Raw genomic sequence first — 13,937 nt, forward strand, 5'->3', positions numbered from 1 at the left:
TGTGGGCGGTAAAGGCGACCGGCGGGGCGGGATGATACCCGGAAAAGCGACGGGCCGGGGCGCCTGTCGGCGGCCCCGGCCCGTCATGTCTGACGACAGATGTGATCTGCCGATTTATTGAACCGGATTTATTGAACCGTGCGGCCCGTTTTCATCTGCGCGGCGACCACCAGCGAGATCAGACAGCCGAGCGCCAGATAGCCGGCCACCGGATGCCACGAGCCGCCGGCGAGACCGACCAGCGCGACCGCGATAAACGGCGTGAAGCCGCCGCCGACCACGCTCGCCACCTGATAGCCGACGCCCGCGCCGCTGTAGCGGTATTCGGTGCCGAACAGCTCGGTGAACATCGGCTGCTGCACGCTGACCACCATGTCGTGCGCGATATTCGCGAGCAGCACCGCGAACACGACGATCCACACGGTCGAGCGCGCTTCCAGCGCGAGGAAGAACGGCACCGCGCTGAGCAGCCCGACCAGCGCGCCGATCATATAGATGCGGCGGCGCCCGAAGCGGTCGGCGAGCAACGCGAAGCACGGAATCGTCACGCAGCTGAGCGCGCCGACGATAAAGCCGATCGTCAGAAAGAATTCGCGCGGCATGTGCAGGTTCGCGGTCGAGTAGTTCAGCGCGAACGCGGTCACGATGTACATCGTGAACAGCTCGGCGAGGCGCAGCGCGATGATCAGCAGGAACGCCTTCGGATGACGCAGCAGCGCCTCGACGATCGGCAGACGCACGCGGCGCTCGCCCTGCTTGCCGACTTTCTCGACGAATTCCCGCGACTCCTCCATGCTCGAGCGGATCCACAGCGCGATCAGCACCAGCACGACGCTGAACAGGAACGGCAGACGCCAGCCCCAGCTGAGGAACGACGCGTTGTCCATCGAGCGGCTGATCGCCGCGATGAAGCCGGTCGACAGCACCAGCCCGACGCCGTAGCCGACCTGCACGCCGCTGCTGTAGAACGCCTTCTTTTTCTCCGGCGCGCTTTCGACCGCCATCAACGCCGCGCCGCCCCATTCGCCGCCGACCGCGAAGCCCTGAATCGCGCGCAGCGTGACGAGCAGCACCGGCGCCCACCAGCCGATCGTCGAGAACGCCGGCAACAGCCCGATCGCCGCGGTCGACAGACCCATCATCATCACCGTCAGCACCAGCATGCGCTTGCGCCCGAGGCGGTCGCCGTAGTGGCCGAACACGAAGCCGCCGAGCGGGCGGAACAGGAAGCCGACGCCGAACGTCGCGAACGCGGCGAGCGTGCCCATCGCCGGGCTGACGGCCGGGAAGAACTCGGCGTTGAACACCAGCGCGGCGACGATGCCGTACAGCAGAAAGTCGTACCAGTCGACCACGGCGCCGATAAAGCTGCCGAGCGCGGCCTTGCGCGCCTGACTGCGCGTGGTGCAATGGGAGGCCACTGCGGCCTGCGGATGGGTGGTGCTCATCGGGTCATGTCTCCTGTTCGGACGGCGTGATGCTTGAGTGGGTCGAGCCGGGGCGCGATGTCCGGAAGGTTAATGAGACGACCTCGGTCTCACAACCCGTCCGGACGGCAAAATGCGCGATCATCGCACGTCACTGCGCGCATAGCGCGCGTTTTGCGCGTTTACACCGAGCGTGAGCGAAGAGGAGAGGCGACGGCGCAACCGGTGGGGCCCGCGCGTGCTAACGTGGAAGTAGTCTCAAAAACAACAACGCGTTGATATACTACATACCGAATATTGAAAAATGCGGCGTTGCAGCATATGATTGAGGAATTCGTTCTCTCAATCGTCTGGAGTGACAAGTGGATTTTGTGCCTCTCGCGCTGTTCGCCATGGCTGTCGTAACGTTGGGCTCCGCCGCCACGGTTTTGTTGACCGACGGGATTCCCGAGTCGGTCGCGCAATTCGCATCCCGGCATGGCCGCTTCATCGGCCTGGGCGAGGCGCGCGGCAACACGGCGTCGGCGCTCAATCGCGCGCATGTTCCAGCAGAGGCGATGAATGTCGTCAGAACTTCAAACTGAAGCAGTGGCCACCCCGCTGACTTTGTCTTTGCAGCCGATCGGCGCGAGTGCGAGCTTGCGCGATCAGGCGTACGCGATGCTGCGTCAGGCGATCGCCGACGCGGACATCTACCAGAATCGCGAAGAAATCCGTCTCGACGAGCGCGTGCTCAGCGAATCGCTCGGCGTGAGCCGCACGCCGGTGCGCGAGGCGATGACCTTGCTCGAGCAGGAAGGCTTTCTGCGCATGGTGCCGCGGCGCGGCATCTATATCGTGCGCAAGAGCAAGCGCGAAATCGTCGAAATGATCCAGATGTGGGCCGCGCTCGAAAGCATGGCCGCGCGTCTCGCCACGCTGCACGCGAGCGACGCGGAAATCGGCCGCCTGCGCCATATGTTCGACAACTTCCGCGACTCCACGCCGGCCGAGCATATCGCCGAGTATTCGGATGCGAACATCGCGTTTCATCAGGCGATCGTCGAGTTGTCGAAGTCGCAGATCATCCTCGACACGATCAAGAACATCTTCATCCACGTGCGCGCGATCCGGCGCATGACCATCTCGCAGAGCGACCGCGCGGCGCGTTCGATCGTCGATCATCTGCGCATCATCGAAGCGCTCGAGAAGCGCGATACCGAACTTGCCGAGCGGCTCACGCGTCAGCATTCGCTCGATCTGGCGGCGTTCGTCGAAGCGAATTGCGATTTTCTCGATTGAGTAGCGGTTAGGCGCCCGGTTGGGGCGCGGCAGGACCCGAAGCCCGCGGTGCATTGGCACCGCGGGCTTTTTTGCGTCCGGCGTTTGGACAGTAACGGGAGTTCTGCGCGGAGCGGGGCGGGGGGAGCGCTAATCGCCTCTGCGGGATAAACCGCGCTTGACTGTCTCAGAAATATGGTATGTGATATATCAACGCCGGACGCAGAACATTCCGGCTCGGTGTTTTCCCTTGAAACGACCTTCGCGACGCGCGTAATTCCGGCGCAAAGCCGCGCAGGAAAAGGCTTCAGCAGCAACCCGACGCACCCGACTTATCTCGAAATTGGCCTTGATTGAATGTGATATATCACATACGGTATGGAGCGGGGCAGGCGCGACGCTTCATGCCGATCGACCGCAAGTGAACCCGCATGGGACCGGAGTGACAACTCCGATCGACAAAGGAGACAACCATGTCCGCAGTCGTTGCATCCCTGAACCCCGCCACCGGCACCACCACCGCCGACGACACCCTCAAGCAGAAAACCCGCGACGCCGGCGTCGTGTCGGGCGGCCATCTGGTCGCGAAGGCGCTGAAGAACGAAGGGGTCGACACGATCTTCACGCTGTGCGGCGGCCACATCATCGATATCTACGACGGCTGCGTCGATGAAGGGATTCGCATCATCGACGTGCGCCACGAGCAGGTCGCCGCGCACGCGGCCGACGGCTACGCGCGCCAGACCGGCAAGCTCGGCTGCGTGGTGACGACCGCCGGCCCCGGCTGCACCAACGCGGTGACCGGCATCGCGACCGCGTTCCGCTCCGAGAGCCCGATCCTGCATATCGGCGGCCAGGGCGCGCTGTCGCAACACAAAATGGGCTCGCTGCAGGACCTGCCGCACGTCGACATCATGGCGCCGATCACCAAGTTCGCGGCGAGCGTGTCGAGCACCGAGCGCGTCGCCGACATGATCTCGATGGCCGCGCGCGAGTGCTTCAACGGCGCGCCCGGTCCGGCCTACCTCGAAATTCCGCGCGACGTGCTCGACCGCGAAGTCGACGCGACCCGCGCGGTCGTGCCGAAGCCGGGCCACTATCGCGCGTCGACCAAATCGATCGGCGATCCGCGCGACATCGAAAAACTCGCGGACATCCTCGTCAATGCCGAGCGGCCGGCGATCCTGTACGGCCAGCAGGTGTGGATCGCGCGCGGTCACGAGGAGGCGGTCGCGCTGCTGCGCGGGATCGAGATTCCCGGTTATTTCAACGGTGCGAGCCGCGGTCTGCTGCCGCCGGGCGATCCGCATCATTTCGACCGCACGCGCTCGCAGGCTTTCGCGAACGCCGACGTGCTGATCGTGGTGGGCACGCCGTTCGATTTCCGCATGGGCTACGGGCGCCGCATCAGCAAGGAACTGACGCTGGTGCAGATCGATATGGACTACCGAACGGTCGGCAAGAACCGCGATATCGATCTCGGTCTGGTCGGCGATCCGGGCGCGATTCTCGCGGCCGTGCTGCAAGCGGCCAGCGGCCGCGTGAAAGAGGACAAGCGCCAGGCGCGCCGCAAATGGCTCGCGCAGCTGCGCGATGCGGAAGCCACCGCCACTGAAAAACTGCTGCCGCTGTTCCATTCGAACAGTACTCCGATCCATCCGTATCGGGTCGCGTACGAGCTGAACGAATTCCTCGCCGACGACACGATCTACATCGGCGACGGCGGCGACGTCGTGACGATTTCCGCGCAGGCGGTGCGCCCGCGCCGGCCCGGTCAATGGATGGATCCGGGCGCACTGGGCTCGCTCGGCGTCGGCACCGGCTTCGCGCTCGCCGCGAAGCTCGCGCACCCGAACAAGGAAGTGCTCTGCTATTACGGCGACGGCTCGTTCGGGATGACCGCGTTCGATATGGAAACCGCGAACCGTTTCGGCGCGCCGTATCTGGCGGTGATCGGCAACAACTCGGCGATGAACCAGATTCGTTACGGACAACTGGCCAAATACGGCGACGAGCGGGGCAACGTCGGCAATCTGCTCGGCGACGTGCCGTTCAGCAAATTCGCGGAGATGCTCGGCGGCTACGGCGAGGAAGTGCGCGATCCCGCGCAGATCGCCGCCGCGTTGCAGCGCGCGCGTGAAGCGATTCATCGGACCGGCCGCTCCGCGGTGGTCAATATCTGGGTCGACCCGCGCGAATACGCGCCGGGCACGAAGAACCAGACCATGTACAAATAACCCGCATCCCCCTTCAGGAGACATCACATGGCCAAGGCACTCGACGGTGTGCGCATCCTCGATTTCACGCATGTGCAATCGGGACCGACCTGTACCCAGTTACTGGCGTGGTTCGGCGCGGACGTGATCAAGGTGGAGCGGGCGGGCGCGGGCGACATCACGCGCGAACAGCTGCGCGACATTCCCGACGTGGACAGTCTGTACTTCACGATGCTCAATCACAACAAGCGCTCGGTGACGATCGATACCAAGCATCCGGAGGGCAAGCAGGTACTCGAAGCGCTGATCCGCAAATGCGACGTGATGGTCGAGAACTTCGCGCCGGGCGCGCTCGACCGGATGGGCTTCACGTGGGAGCGGGTGCAGGAGCTCAATCCGCGGATGATCGTCGCGTCGGTGAAGGGCTTCGGTCCCGGGCCTTATGAGGATTGCAAAGTATATGAGAACGTCGCGCAATGCGCGGGCGGCGCGGCATCGACCACCGGTTTCGACGATGGCCCGCCGGTCGTGACCGGCGCGCAGATCGGCGACAGCGGCACCGGTCTGCATCTGGCGCTCGGCATCGTCACCGCGCTCTATCAGCGCACGCATAGCGGACGCGGTCAGCGCGTGCTGGCGGCGATGCAGGACGGCGTGCTCAATCTGTGCCGCGTCAAGCTGCGCGACCAGCAGCGGCTCGAGCGTACCGAGGTGCTGAAGGAGTACCCGCAATATCCGAACGGCGAATTCGGCGAAGCGGTGCCGCGCTCGGGCAATGCATCGGGCGGCGGGCAGCCGGGCTGGATTCTGAAGTGCAAAGGCTGGGAGACCGATCCGAACGCGTATATCTACTTCATTACGCAGGCGCCGGTGTGGGCGAAGATCTGCAACGTGATCGGCAAGGAAGAGTGGGCCACCGATCCGGACTACGCGACCGCGCCCGCGCGGCTGCCGCGTCTGAAAGAGATCTTCGCGGAGATCGAACGCTGGACGATGACCAAGACCAAGTTCGAGGCGATGCAGATCCTGAACAAGTACGACATTCCTTGCGGGCCGATCCTGTCGATGAAGGAAATCGCCGAGGAGCCGTCGCTGCGCAAGACCGGCACGATCGTCGAAGTCGATCATCCGCAGCGCGGCAAGTATCTGACCGTCGGTAATCCTATCAAGCTGTCCGACAGTCCGACCGACGTCCAACGCTCGCCGCTGCTCGGCGAGCATACCGACGAAGTGATGGCCGAGCTCGGCTATACGCCCGAGCAGATCAGCGCGTTGCGCACGGCTGGCGCGATCTGAACGCGGGAGCGAGCTATGGATACGTGGATGAGGTTCATGTCGAGCGATGGCGGCATCGTGTTCGGCCGGGTCGAAGGCGCTTATCTGCACGAGTACGAAAGTCTCGAGCAGCCTGTGCCGACCGGCGCGGTGCTGTCGCTGCGCGCGCTGACGCCGCTCGCGCCATGCGCGCCGGGCAAGGTCATCGCGTTGTGGAATAACTATCACGCGCTGGCGGCGAAGCTCGACAAGCCCGTGCCGACCCATCCGCTGTTTCTGATGAAGCCGGCGGCCTCGGTGATCGGCTCGGGCGAGCCGATCCGCCGGCCGCGTCATTACGCGGGCAAGATCGTCTACGAGGGCGAGCTCGGCGTCGTGATCGGCAAGCGCTGCCGCGACGTCGACGTGCGCGAGGCGCAGGCCGCGATTTTCGGCTACACGCTGATCAACGACGTAACGGCCGCCGATCTGCTCAACGAGAATCCGCACTTTCCGCAGTGGTGCCGCGCGAAGAGCTTCGATACATTCTGCTGCATCGGTCCCGGTATCGTGTCCGGTTTCGACTGGCGGCACGCGCGCTTGCTGACCACGCTCGACGGCGTCGAACGGCAGAACTATCCGCTCGACGATATGGTTTTCTCGCCCGCCGAGCAGGTGAGCCTGATTTCGCAGGATCTGACGCTCGAACCCGGCGATGTGATTGCATGTGGCACGTCGCTCGGGGTCGGGTCGATCAAGGACGGCGCAACGGTCTCGATCACGATCGACGGTCTCGGCACGCTGACCAATACGCTGAGCACCGGCGTACAACGCGAAGCGCCGGCGCCGGATTCGCAGCAGCGCGACGGTGCCGCCGCGAATACGGTGTAAGCGCAGTCTGAGCGCGGTCTGCGCGCGGTCTGAGCGTTGTGCGAAGCCGCGCGAGCGCGCGGCTCGCATCTGTACATCGCATCACGGAGGGTCACGCATGCTGCAAGCTTGTGGGAGTGCCGTGTGGATGGACCTGTTGCTGCTGCTGGCGGTGACGCTCGCCGCCGCGCTGGGCGCGGCGCTGCTGGTCGCGTTGGTCGCGCTCGGGCAGCGTCTGTGCAAATGGCGCGCGACTCGCCGGCTTTACGGTTGCGCGGTCGCGTTCGCGGCGCTACTGGCCGGCAGCTTCGCGGCAGGGCTCGGTGCTCGATCCTGGATTGTGGGCGCGGCATTGACCGGTGCGGTACTCGGCGCATGGCGGATGCGTGGACGCAATCCCACGCGCTGGCCCGCACTTGTCGCGTTGCTCGGCAGCGGCATGGGTCTCGCGGTCGTCTCGATAGGGGTTGCGCATGCCGTGCCGACGGCGGCGAGCGATAACACCGAACGGCTCGCGTTGTGCGCGGCGGTATTCATCGGCGCGCTGATCTTCGCGCAATCGTCGCTCGCGTTCTGCAAGCTGCGCGGTGCATTGCAGCGCGATGCGCTCGCGCTCCCCGGTCATCATCTGGTCAATCTGCTGGCGCTGCTGTTATGCGGCTGGCTCGGCTATAGCTTCGCGACTGAACCCGCGCAACTATTCGGACTTGCCGAACTGCTCGCGATGAGCGCGTTGGCGGCCGCGATCGGCGCGCATCTAATGATTAGTCGCGAGTACTCGGGTTTGCCTGTGCACGCGGCGAATGGCGACGCCTGCACCGTCTATGCGTTCGCCGCGCGCAGCGACGGCATGACGATCGCGCGGCCGGGCCTGCTGGCGAATCTCGCATGGCACGGCGGCGAAGATTGCGGGGATGCGGGCGGTGCGGAGCCGATGTGGGCGTTGCGCGATCTCGCGCCGGGGACCGTGCGCGCGAGTGCTTATCCATATCGGCGCGGTTTGCGCGAAGGCCGCCACGTGAATGGCCGGCAGCGCGAATGCACGCGCGCGCGGCCGCTTCATGTCACGACGACGCGGCGCGCATCATGAATAGCGCGCGAGTACATGCGGAGTATGCACAGCCGCTCGTACCGGCAATGCGGCGCGGCGGGCTGCAGAGCCCGCCGCTATCGAACCATCGCGTACATCGAGTACATCGCGTACCGCAGTGCTTGCCGCCGCGCTTATTCGCCGGCCGCCGCCGCGAACTCGCTGTAGTACTGCGTCTTTCTATGCAGGATCATTTGCGCGAGAAACTCGGCGTCGTACGCGCGATGCAAATGATTGTGATACCGCTCGATATACGCGGTAATACGCGCCGACTCGCTATTGAATTCTTTCAGCATATCGAGCGTCGCGCGATCCCAGCGGAAGCGCAGGCCGAGATCGCTGAATGCCGCGTTATAAGCACTCAGATGCGCGTCGTCCGGATGCGCGTCGCGCTGATCCGTCCCGAGGCTGGCGCCGCGCGGACTGACGGAAGAGTGAAGCGGTGCGTGGTTCATGATCGGCCTCCTGAGCTGGCAAGTGAAAGAACTCGCTTGCAGCATAGAAGTCGCGACCGATTTGCAATAGTTAAAGTTTTATTGGGTTGCCATAGCCTACTGCTTATGCACGCTCAATTCCTTCACGCGCGTAATACGTTCGATCAGATTCGCGCCTTCCTCCATCAGGAAACGTTTGAAGGCGACCGCGACCGGCGGCAGGCGTTTGTTCTTCCGGTGTACGACGTACCAGTTGAGCATCACCGGAAAGCTCTCCACGTCGAGTACCACCAGATGACCCAATTGCAATTCGAGGCTGATCGTATGCGCGGACAGAAATGCGATGCCCATGCCGGCGATCACCGCCTGCTTGATCGTCTCGGTGCTTTTGATCTCCATCGCGATCTTCAGATTGGACAGCCGCCCGGCGAAACCTTCTTCCATCGAATTCCACGTATCCGAGCCGCGTTCGCGCACGATGAACGCCTCGTTCGCGAGTTGACTGAAGCGGATGTTGCGCTTATGCGCGAGCGCATGGGTGGGTGCCGCGACGATCACGTAAGGGTGCGGCGCAAACGGTTCGTTGGTCGCGTCGGTTTCATGCGGCGGCCGCACCATTACCGCGAGGTCGGTCTGATTGGTCGCGAGTTGATGCAGCAATTCTTCGCGGTTGTGCACCGCGAGATTCAGATCGACACCGGAATAGCGGCGCGTGAATTCGGCCAGCAGGCGCGGAAAGAAATAGTCGCCGGCACTGATCACCGCGACATTGAGCTTGCCGCCGGAGACGCCCTTCAACTGACTCATCGCCTCGTCGACTTCGTGGAACTGCTGCATGATCGCGCGGCTGTAGTGCAGCATTTCGGTGCCGGCCGGCGTCAGGTAGATCTTCTTGCCGAGCTGTTCGAACAGCGGCAGTCCCGCATGTTCTTCGAGTTGCCGGACCTGGGTGGAGACGGCCGGCTGAGTCAGATGCAGTTCCTCGGCCGCGCGCGAAAAACTCAGGTGTCGCGCGACCGTTTCAAAGACCTTCAGTTGCCGCAGCGTCGCATTGCGCATCGTCATGGTCGATGTATAAGGAACTGTGAATCGACATAATAACAAACTTTAATTATTCGTAATTCAGCAATGACCCTAGCATGGATTCTTATAAGAAGCCGAATTGCCGGCGCGTTGTGCGGGTTAACGCGCGGTAGGGTGGGGTAGCGCACTAAATGGCGGGAAATTGTCTAGAAGTTGGCTGTAACGCTTACCGTCCCGTGTATTTAAATTGCTCGGAATAAAGCAGAATTTCCCGGCATGCGGCGCGAATCGTTTTAAAGAAGTCGGCAATTAGCGGTGGCTATTTTTCAATCTTCCCGAATGGCGAAGTACTTTCGGGACATAAAAATAAGGCGGGACACATCCAGCGCGGCACTCAGGCCGCCGGCACTAAATAAATAGTGGAGACAAGGCTCATGGACAATATCACCCAGCAATCGTCAGCTGGCATGTTCTGGCGAAACAGATGGTGGCAACTGGTCATCGGCATGGTGTGTATGGCGCTGGTGGCCAATCTGCAATATGCGTGGACGTTGTTCGTGGCGCCGATGCATGCGAGGCATCACTGGAGCGAGGCATCGATCCAGTTGGCGTTCTCGATCTTCATTCTCACCGAAACGTGGCTGGTGCCGTTCGAAGGCTGGCTGGTCGACCGCTTCGGACCGCGCCCGGTGGTCGCCGGCGGCGCGATCTGCGCGGGTCTGTCATGGGTTCTCAATTCGTATGCGACGACACTCGGCATGCTGTATTTCGCCGCGGTGATCGGCGGGATCGGCGCGGGCGGCGTGTACGGCACCTGCGTCGGCAATGCGCTCAAATGGTTTCCGGACCGGCGCGGTCTCGCGGCGGGCCTGACCGCGGCCGGTTTCGGCGCGGGCGCGGCGCTCACCGTGATACCGATTGCGAACATGATCAATAGCCGCGGCTTCGAGCACACGTTCTTCTTCTTCGGCATCGTGCAAGGCGTCAGCATTTTGCTGCTCGCGCTGTTGCTGGTGCGGCCGGTGTTGCGTCAGCAGGCGGCCCGCAAGACGAAGTTCGCGGTGTCGAAGGTCGATTTCACGTCGCGCCAGATGATCAGGACACCGGTGTTCTGGGTGATGTACGCGTCGTTCGTCGCGGTCGCCGCGGGCGGCTTGATGGCGACCGCGCAGATCGGTCCGATCGCGAAAGACTGGGGCCTCGCGCGCATTCCGATGTCGGTGTTCGGCGCGACCTTGCCGTTGCTCACGCTGACGCTGTCGATCGACAACATCTTCAACGGCCTGACGCGACCGCTGTGCGGTTTCATCTCCGACAAGATCGGCCGTGAAAACACGATGTTCGTGATCTTCATCGGCGAGGGGCTCGCGCTGCTCGGGATGATGCAGTTCGGCACCAACCCGTATGCGTTCATGGTGTTCGCCGCGCTGATCTTCCTGTTCTGGGGCGAGATCTTCTCGATCTTCCCGGCGACCTGCGCGGATACGTTCGGCAGCAAATACGCGGCGGCCAATGCGGGCACGTTGTACACCGCGAAAGGCACGGCCTCGTTGCTGGTGCCGATCGCATCGGTGCTGGCGGCCACCGGCGGCTGGAACCTGGTGTTCATCGTGTCCGCGGTCATCACGATCGCGGCGGGCATCTCGGCGAAATTCATTCTCGAGCCGATGCGCACCCGCTGGATCGACTCGCATAACGAGCCGCAGGGCGCGCTCGCGGTCGCCGGACATCCGCATGGCACCGGCAGCGCGTCGCGGATGAGTCACTGGCCCGAACAGAGCGGCGAATAAGCGGCGTGAGCCGCGTGCGCCGGGGCCCGAGCACATGAACGTTTCGCTGCAGCAGCTCAAGGTGTTCGTCGCGGTCGCGCGGGAGCGCAGCTTTACCCGCGCGGCGCGCCAGTTCGACCTGACGCAATCGGCGGTAAGCCGTTGCATCCGCGAGCTCGAAGAGGCGGTCGATCTGAAGCTGTTCGACCGCACCACACGCCAGGTAGAACTGACCAATGCCGGCGCGAGTCTCGAGCGAAGAATTGGCCGCCTGCTCGATGAAATCGAATTGACGCTGCTCGAAGAGCGGGCCGCCAACGACGGCCGCACCGGCGTCGTGATCGTTGCGAGCAATCCGGTGTTGTCGTCGAGCTGGGTGCCGCAGGCGCTCGCGCATTGCGCGTCGGACTATCCGCAACTGGTGGTGTCGGTGCGCGATCAGTCGCAAAGCGGCGTGCTCGCGAGCGTCGAGCATGGCGAGGTGGACTTCGGCGTGGTGTCGGTCGCGCAAGCAATCGACAGTCATCTGCTGCACGCACAGGTGCTGTTCAGCACGCCGCTGCATGCGGTGATGCCGGCCGCGCATCCGCTCGCGCGTCACGACAGCATCGACTGGCGCGGCTTGCGCGCGTGGCCGCTGCTGACGCTCAATGCCGACACCGGCGTGCGCGCGGCACTGGAGCCGGCACTCGTTACCCACGAGCTGAAGCGCGGACCGTTGCAGGAACTCGGCCACGTCGCGGCGGTAGCGCGGATGGTCGAGCTGGGCCTCGGGGTCGGCGTATTGCCGGTCGACGCGTACTGGCCGGCGCCGGGTGCGGGTCTGGTGAGCCGTCCGCTGGTGCCGCGGACCACGCTCACCACCGTGCTGGTCCAGCGCCGCAATCGCTCGCTGCGGCCGAACGCGGCCGCCGTGTGGGCGCAGTTTTTCGCATCGATTAATGAGCCTGCGCATACCGACGCCGCGGCGCCTCGCGCCGCGCGGACCTTCAACTGGCCGTCCGTCGCGCGCAGCCTGCTGCATGAACCTTAGATCGCGCGCAGCACAAAACCCCTTGTTTTACGAGCGATTCGAACGCTGCGCCGTTAGCTCGCCACATAACGTCCTACTCAAGGAGCTTGATGATGGAAACCCAGACCGACCTCAGACAACATGATCTGCTGATCGACGGCAAGCGGCTGCCGCCCGGCACCGGGGAATATTCCGTCGATATCAATCCGGCCACCGAGGAACCGATCGCGCTGGTCGCGCAGGGCAGCGCCGCCGACGTCGACACCGCGGTGCGCGCGGCGCGCGCGGCGTTGAAAGTGTGGAATTCGATTCGCGCCGCCGAACGCGGCCGCATCTTGCAGCGGCTCGCGGTCCTGATGCGCGAGAACATGGAAGAACTCGTCGCGCTCGAAAGTCTCGACTGCGGCAAGCCGATTTCCGCGGTGATGCGCCAGGACGTGCCGGCCGCGATCGATACCGTCGAGTACTACGCCGGCTGGTGCGACAAGATCAACGGTCAGGTCGTGCCGACGCGTCCCGACGCATTGACATATACGCTGCGCGAACCGGTCGGCGTGGTCGCCGCGATCGTGCCGTGGAATTTCCCGCTGATGATCGGCATGTGGAAGATCGCGCCGGCGCTCGCGTGCGGCTGTACGCTGATCGTCAAACCCGCGGAAATCACGCCGCTCACCGCGTTGCGGATCGGCGAACTCGCGCTCGAAGCCGGCGTGCCGCCGGGCGTGCTCAATATCGTGACCGGCAAGGGCAGTGTGGTCGGCGACGCGCTGGTCTCGCACCCGGGCATCGACAAGGTTACGTTCACCGGTTCGCCTTCGGTCGGGCGCGGCATTCTGCAGGGCGCGGCCGGCAACTTCAAGCGTGTGACGCTGGAGCTGGGCGGCAAGTCGGCCAACCTGATCTTCGCCGACGCGAATCTCGACAACGCGGTGCGCGCCGCGGCGTCCGGGATCTTCTTCAATACCGGCCAGGTGTGTTCCGCGGGTTCGCGGATTCTCGCGCATCGCGACGTGTACGACGAAGTGGTCGAGCGGCTCGCCACACGCGCGAAGTCGATCAAGGTCGGCGACCCGTCGGTGCGGGAAACCTCGATGGGGCCGCTGATCTCCGCCTCGCAGATGAAGACCGTATTGAGCTACGTGGAGACCGGCCGCTCGGAAGGAGCGTCGCTGGTGACGGGCGGCGCGCGCGTCGGCAGTCGCGGCTTTTTCGTCGAGCCGACCGTGTTCGCGAATGTCGAGCACGAGATGCGAATCTCACAGGAGGAGATCTTCGGTCCGGTCGCGAGCGTGATCCGCTTCGACGACGAGGCGGATGCGCTCAGGATTGCCAACGGTACCGCATATAGCCTGGCGGCCGGCGTGTGGAGCGCGGATCTGAGCCGCGTGCATCGCGTGGCACGCGATCTGAAAGCGGGCACCGTGTGGATCAATACCTATGGGTATACCGATGTACGTCTGCCATGGGGCGGCGCCGGCGATTCGGGTTTCGGCCGCGAGCATGGCGACGTGGCAATCGAGAACTTTACAGAACCGAAAGCCGTGTGGGTCGCAATCGATCAATAGCGGTGAATGAAAAAAAG

General features: G+C 63.8%; 12 protein-coding genes. 9 read left to right on the forward strand and 3 right to left on the reverse strand.

Translation table 11 applies throughout. The annotated features are described in order from the left end of the window. Positions 1-128 precede the first annotated feature (128 nt). A complete protein-coding gene (gene shiA, locus BTH42_RS23860) occupies positions 129-1,448 on the reverse strand; it encodes a shikimate transporter (RefSeq protein WP_075303635.1) in 1,320 nt (439 codons plus the stop codon). A 350-nt stretch (positions 1,449-1,798) separates the two neighbouring features. Here shiA and BTH42_RS23865 point away from each other — a divergent pair, with 350 nt between their 5' ends. From BTH42_RS23865 to BTH42_RS23890, 6 genes are all read left to right on the forward strand, one after another. Continuing rightward, entirely contained in the window at positions 1,799-2,011 is a 213-nt protein-coding gene (locus BTH42_RS23865; RefSeq protein WP_372237280.1) for a hypothetical protein, read from the forward strand. Next, entirely contained in the window at positions 1,989-2,708 is a 720-nt protein-coding gene (locus tag BTH42_RS23870; RefSeq protein WP_075303637.1) for a GntR family transcriptional regulator, read from the forward strand. The genes BTH42_RS23865 and BTH42_RS23870 overlap by 23 nt, the downstream gene beginning before the upstream one ends. Positions 2,709-3,160: 452 nt before the next feature. Then, positions 3,161-4,924 carry a thiamine pyrophosphate-binding protein gene (locus BTH42_RS23875; protein ID WP_075303638.1) on the forward strand — a complete coding sequence of 588 codons (1,764 nt, stop codon included), beginning with the start codon at positions 3,161-3,163 and terminating at the stop codon, positions 4,922-4,924. Positions 4,925-4,951: 27 nt separating this feature from the next. After that, the gene (gene frc / locus BTH42_RS23880) at positions 4,952-6,199 is read left to right on the forward strand and encodes a formyl-CoA transferase (RefSeq protein WP_075303639.1); all 1,248 of its coding nucleotides are present in this window, start codon (positions 4,952-4,954) and stop codon (positions 6,197-6,199) included. A 15-nt stretch (positions 6,200-6,214) separates the two neighbouring features. Continuing rightward, complete coding sequence (locus BTH42_RS23885) at positions 6,215-7,048, forward strand: fumarylacetoacetate hydrolase family protein (protein ID WP_075303640.1); 834 nt, start codon at positions 6,215-6,217, stop codon at positions 7,046-7,048. 97 nt (positions 7,049-7,145) lie between these two features. Further along, the gene (locus tag BTH42_RS23890) at positions 7,146-8,117 is read left to right on the forward strand and encodes an NAD(P)(+) transhydrogenase (Re/Si-specific) subunit beta (protein ID WP_075303641.1); all 972 of its coding nucleotides are present in this window, start codon (positions 7,146-7,148) and stop codon (positions 8,115-8,117) included. A 134-nt stretch (positions 8,118-8,251) separates the two neighbouring features. On the opposite strand, the gene BTH42_RS23895 is transcribed toward BTH42_RS23890, so the two are convergent. Beyond that, positions 8,252-8,572 (reverse strand): hypothetical protein, encoded by a 321-nt coding sequence (locus BTH42_RS23895; RefSeq protein ID WP_075303642.1) that lies wholly within the window; start codon positions 8,570-8,572, stop codon positions 8,252-8,254. A gap of 96 nt (positions 8,573-8,668) precedes the next feature. After that, positions 8,669-9,616, reverse strand: a complete 948-nt coding sequence (locus BTH42_RS23900; RefSeq protein ID WP_075303643.1) for a LysR family transcriptional regulator — start codon at positions 9,614-9,616, stop codon at positions 8,669-8,671. A gap of 392 nt (positions 9,617-10,008) precedes the next feature. On the opposite strand from BTH42_RS23900, the gene oxlT reads away from it, so the two are divergent. The 3 genes from oxlT (at position 10,009) to BTH42_RS23915 (ending at position 13,920) form a co-directional block, all read left to right on the forward strand. Next, positions 10,009-11,364: an oxalate/formate MFS antiporter gene (gene oxlT / locus BTH42_RS23905; RefSeq protein WP_075303644.1), complete on the forward strand. Its 1,356-nt coding sequence runs from the start codon at positions 10,009-10,011 to the stop codon at positions 11,362-11,364. Between the two features lie 34 nt (positions 11,365-11,398). Then, entirely contained in the window at positions 11,399-12,376 is a 978-nt protein-coding gene (locus BTH42_RS23910) for a LysR family transcriptional regulator (RefSeq protein WP_075303645.1), read from the forward strand. 92 nt (positions 12,377-12,468) lie between these two features. Further along, the gene (locus tag BTH42_RS23915; RefSeq protein ID WP_075303646.1) at positions 12,469-13,920 is read left to right on the forward strand and encodes an aldehyde dehydrogenase family protein; all 1,452 of its coding nucleotides are present in this window, start codon (positions 12,469-12,471) and stop codon (positions 13,918-13,920) included. Positions 13,921-13,937 lie beyond the last annotated feature (17 nt).

This window comes from Burkholderia sp. SRS-W-2-2016 (genome assembly GCF_001931485.1).
Taxonomy (GTDB): Bacteria; Pseudomonadota; Gammaproteobacteria; order Burkholderiales; family Burkholderiaceae; genus Paraburkholderia.

What these genes read in the sequence shown, in the direction of transcription:
- oxlT (WP_075303644.1), top strand. Translation starts at nt 10,009, where the DNA reads ATGGACAATATCACCCAGCAATCGTCAGCTGGCATGTTCTGGCGAAAC.
- BTH42_RS23910 (WP_075303645.1), top strand. Translation starts at nt 11,399, where the DNA reads ATGAACGTTTCGCTGCAGCAGCTCAAGGTGTTCGTCGCGGTCGCGCGG.
- BTH42_RS23895 (WP_075303642.1), bottom strand. Translation starts at nt 8,572, where the DNA reads ATGAACCACGCACCGCTTCACTCTTCCGTCAGTCCGCGCGGCGCCAGC.
- BTH42_RS23885 (WP_075303640.1), top strand. Translation starts at nt 6,215, where the DNA reads ATGGATACGTGGATGAGGTTCATGTCGAGCGATGGCGGCATCGTGTTC.
- BTH42_RS23870 (WP_075303637.1), top strand. Translation starts at nt 1,989, where the DNA reads ATGTCGTCAGAACTTCAAACTGAAGCAGTGGCCACCCCGCTGACTTTG.
- BTH42_RS23875 (WP_075303638.1), top strand. Translation starts at nt 3,161, where the DNA reads ATGTCCGCAGTCGTTGCATCCCTGAACCCCGCCACCGGCACCACCACC.
- BTH42_RS23900 (WP_075303643.1), bottom strand. Translation starts at nt 9,616, where the DNA reads ATGACGATGCGCAATGCGACGCTGCGGCAACTGAAGGTCTTTGAAACG.
- BTH42_RS23915 (WP_075303646.1), top strand. Translation starts at nt 12,469, where the DNA reads ATGGAAACCCAGACCGACCTCAGACAACATGATCTGCTGATCGACGGC.
- BTH42_RS23890 (WP_075303641.1), top strand. Translation starts at nt 7,146, where the DNA reads ATGCTGCAAGCTTGTGGGAGTGCCGTGTGGATGGACCTGTTGCTGCTG.
- shiA (WP_075303635.1), bottom strand. Translation starts at nt 1,448, where the DNA reads ATGAGCACCACCCATCCGCAGGCCGCAGTGGCCTCCCATTGCACCACG.
- frc (WP_075303639.1), top strand. Translation starts at nt 4,952, where the DNA reads ATGGCCAAGGCACTCGACGGTGTGCGCATCCTCGATTTCACGCATGTG.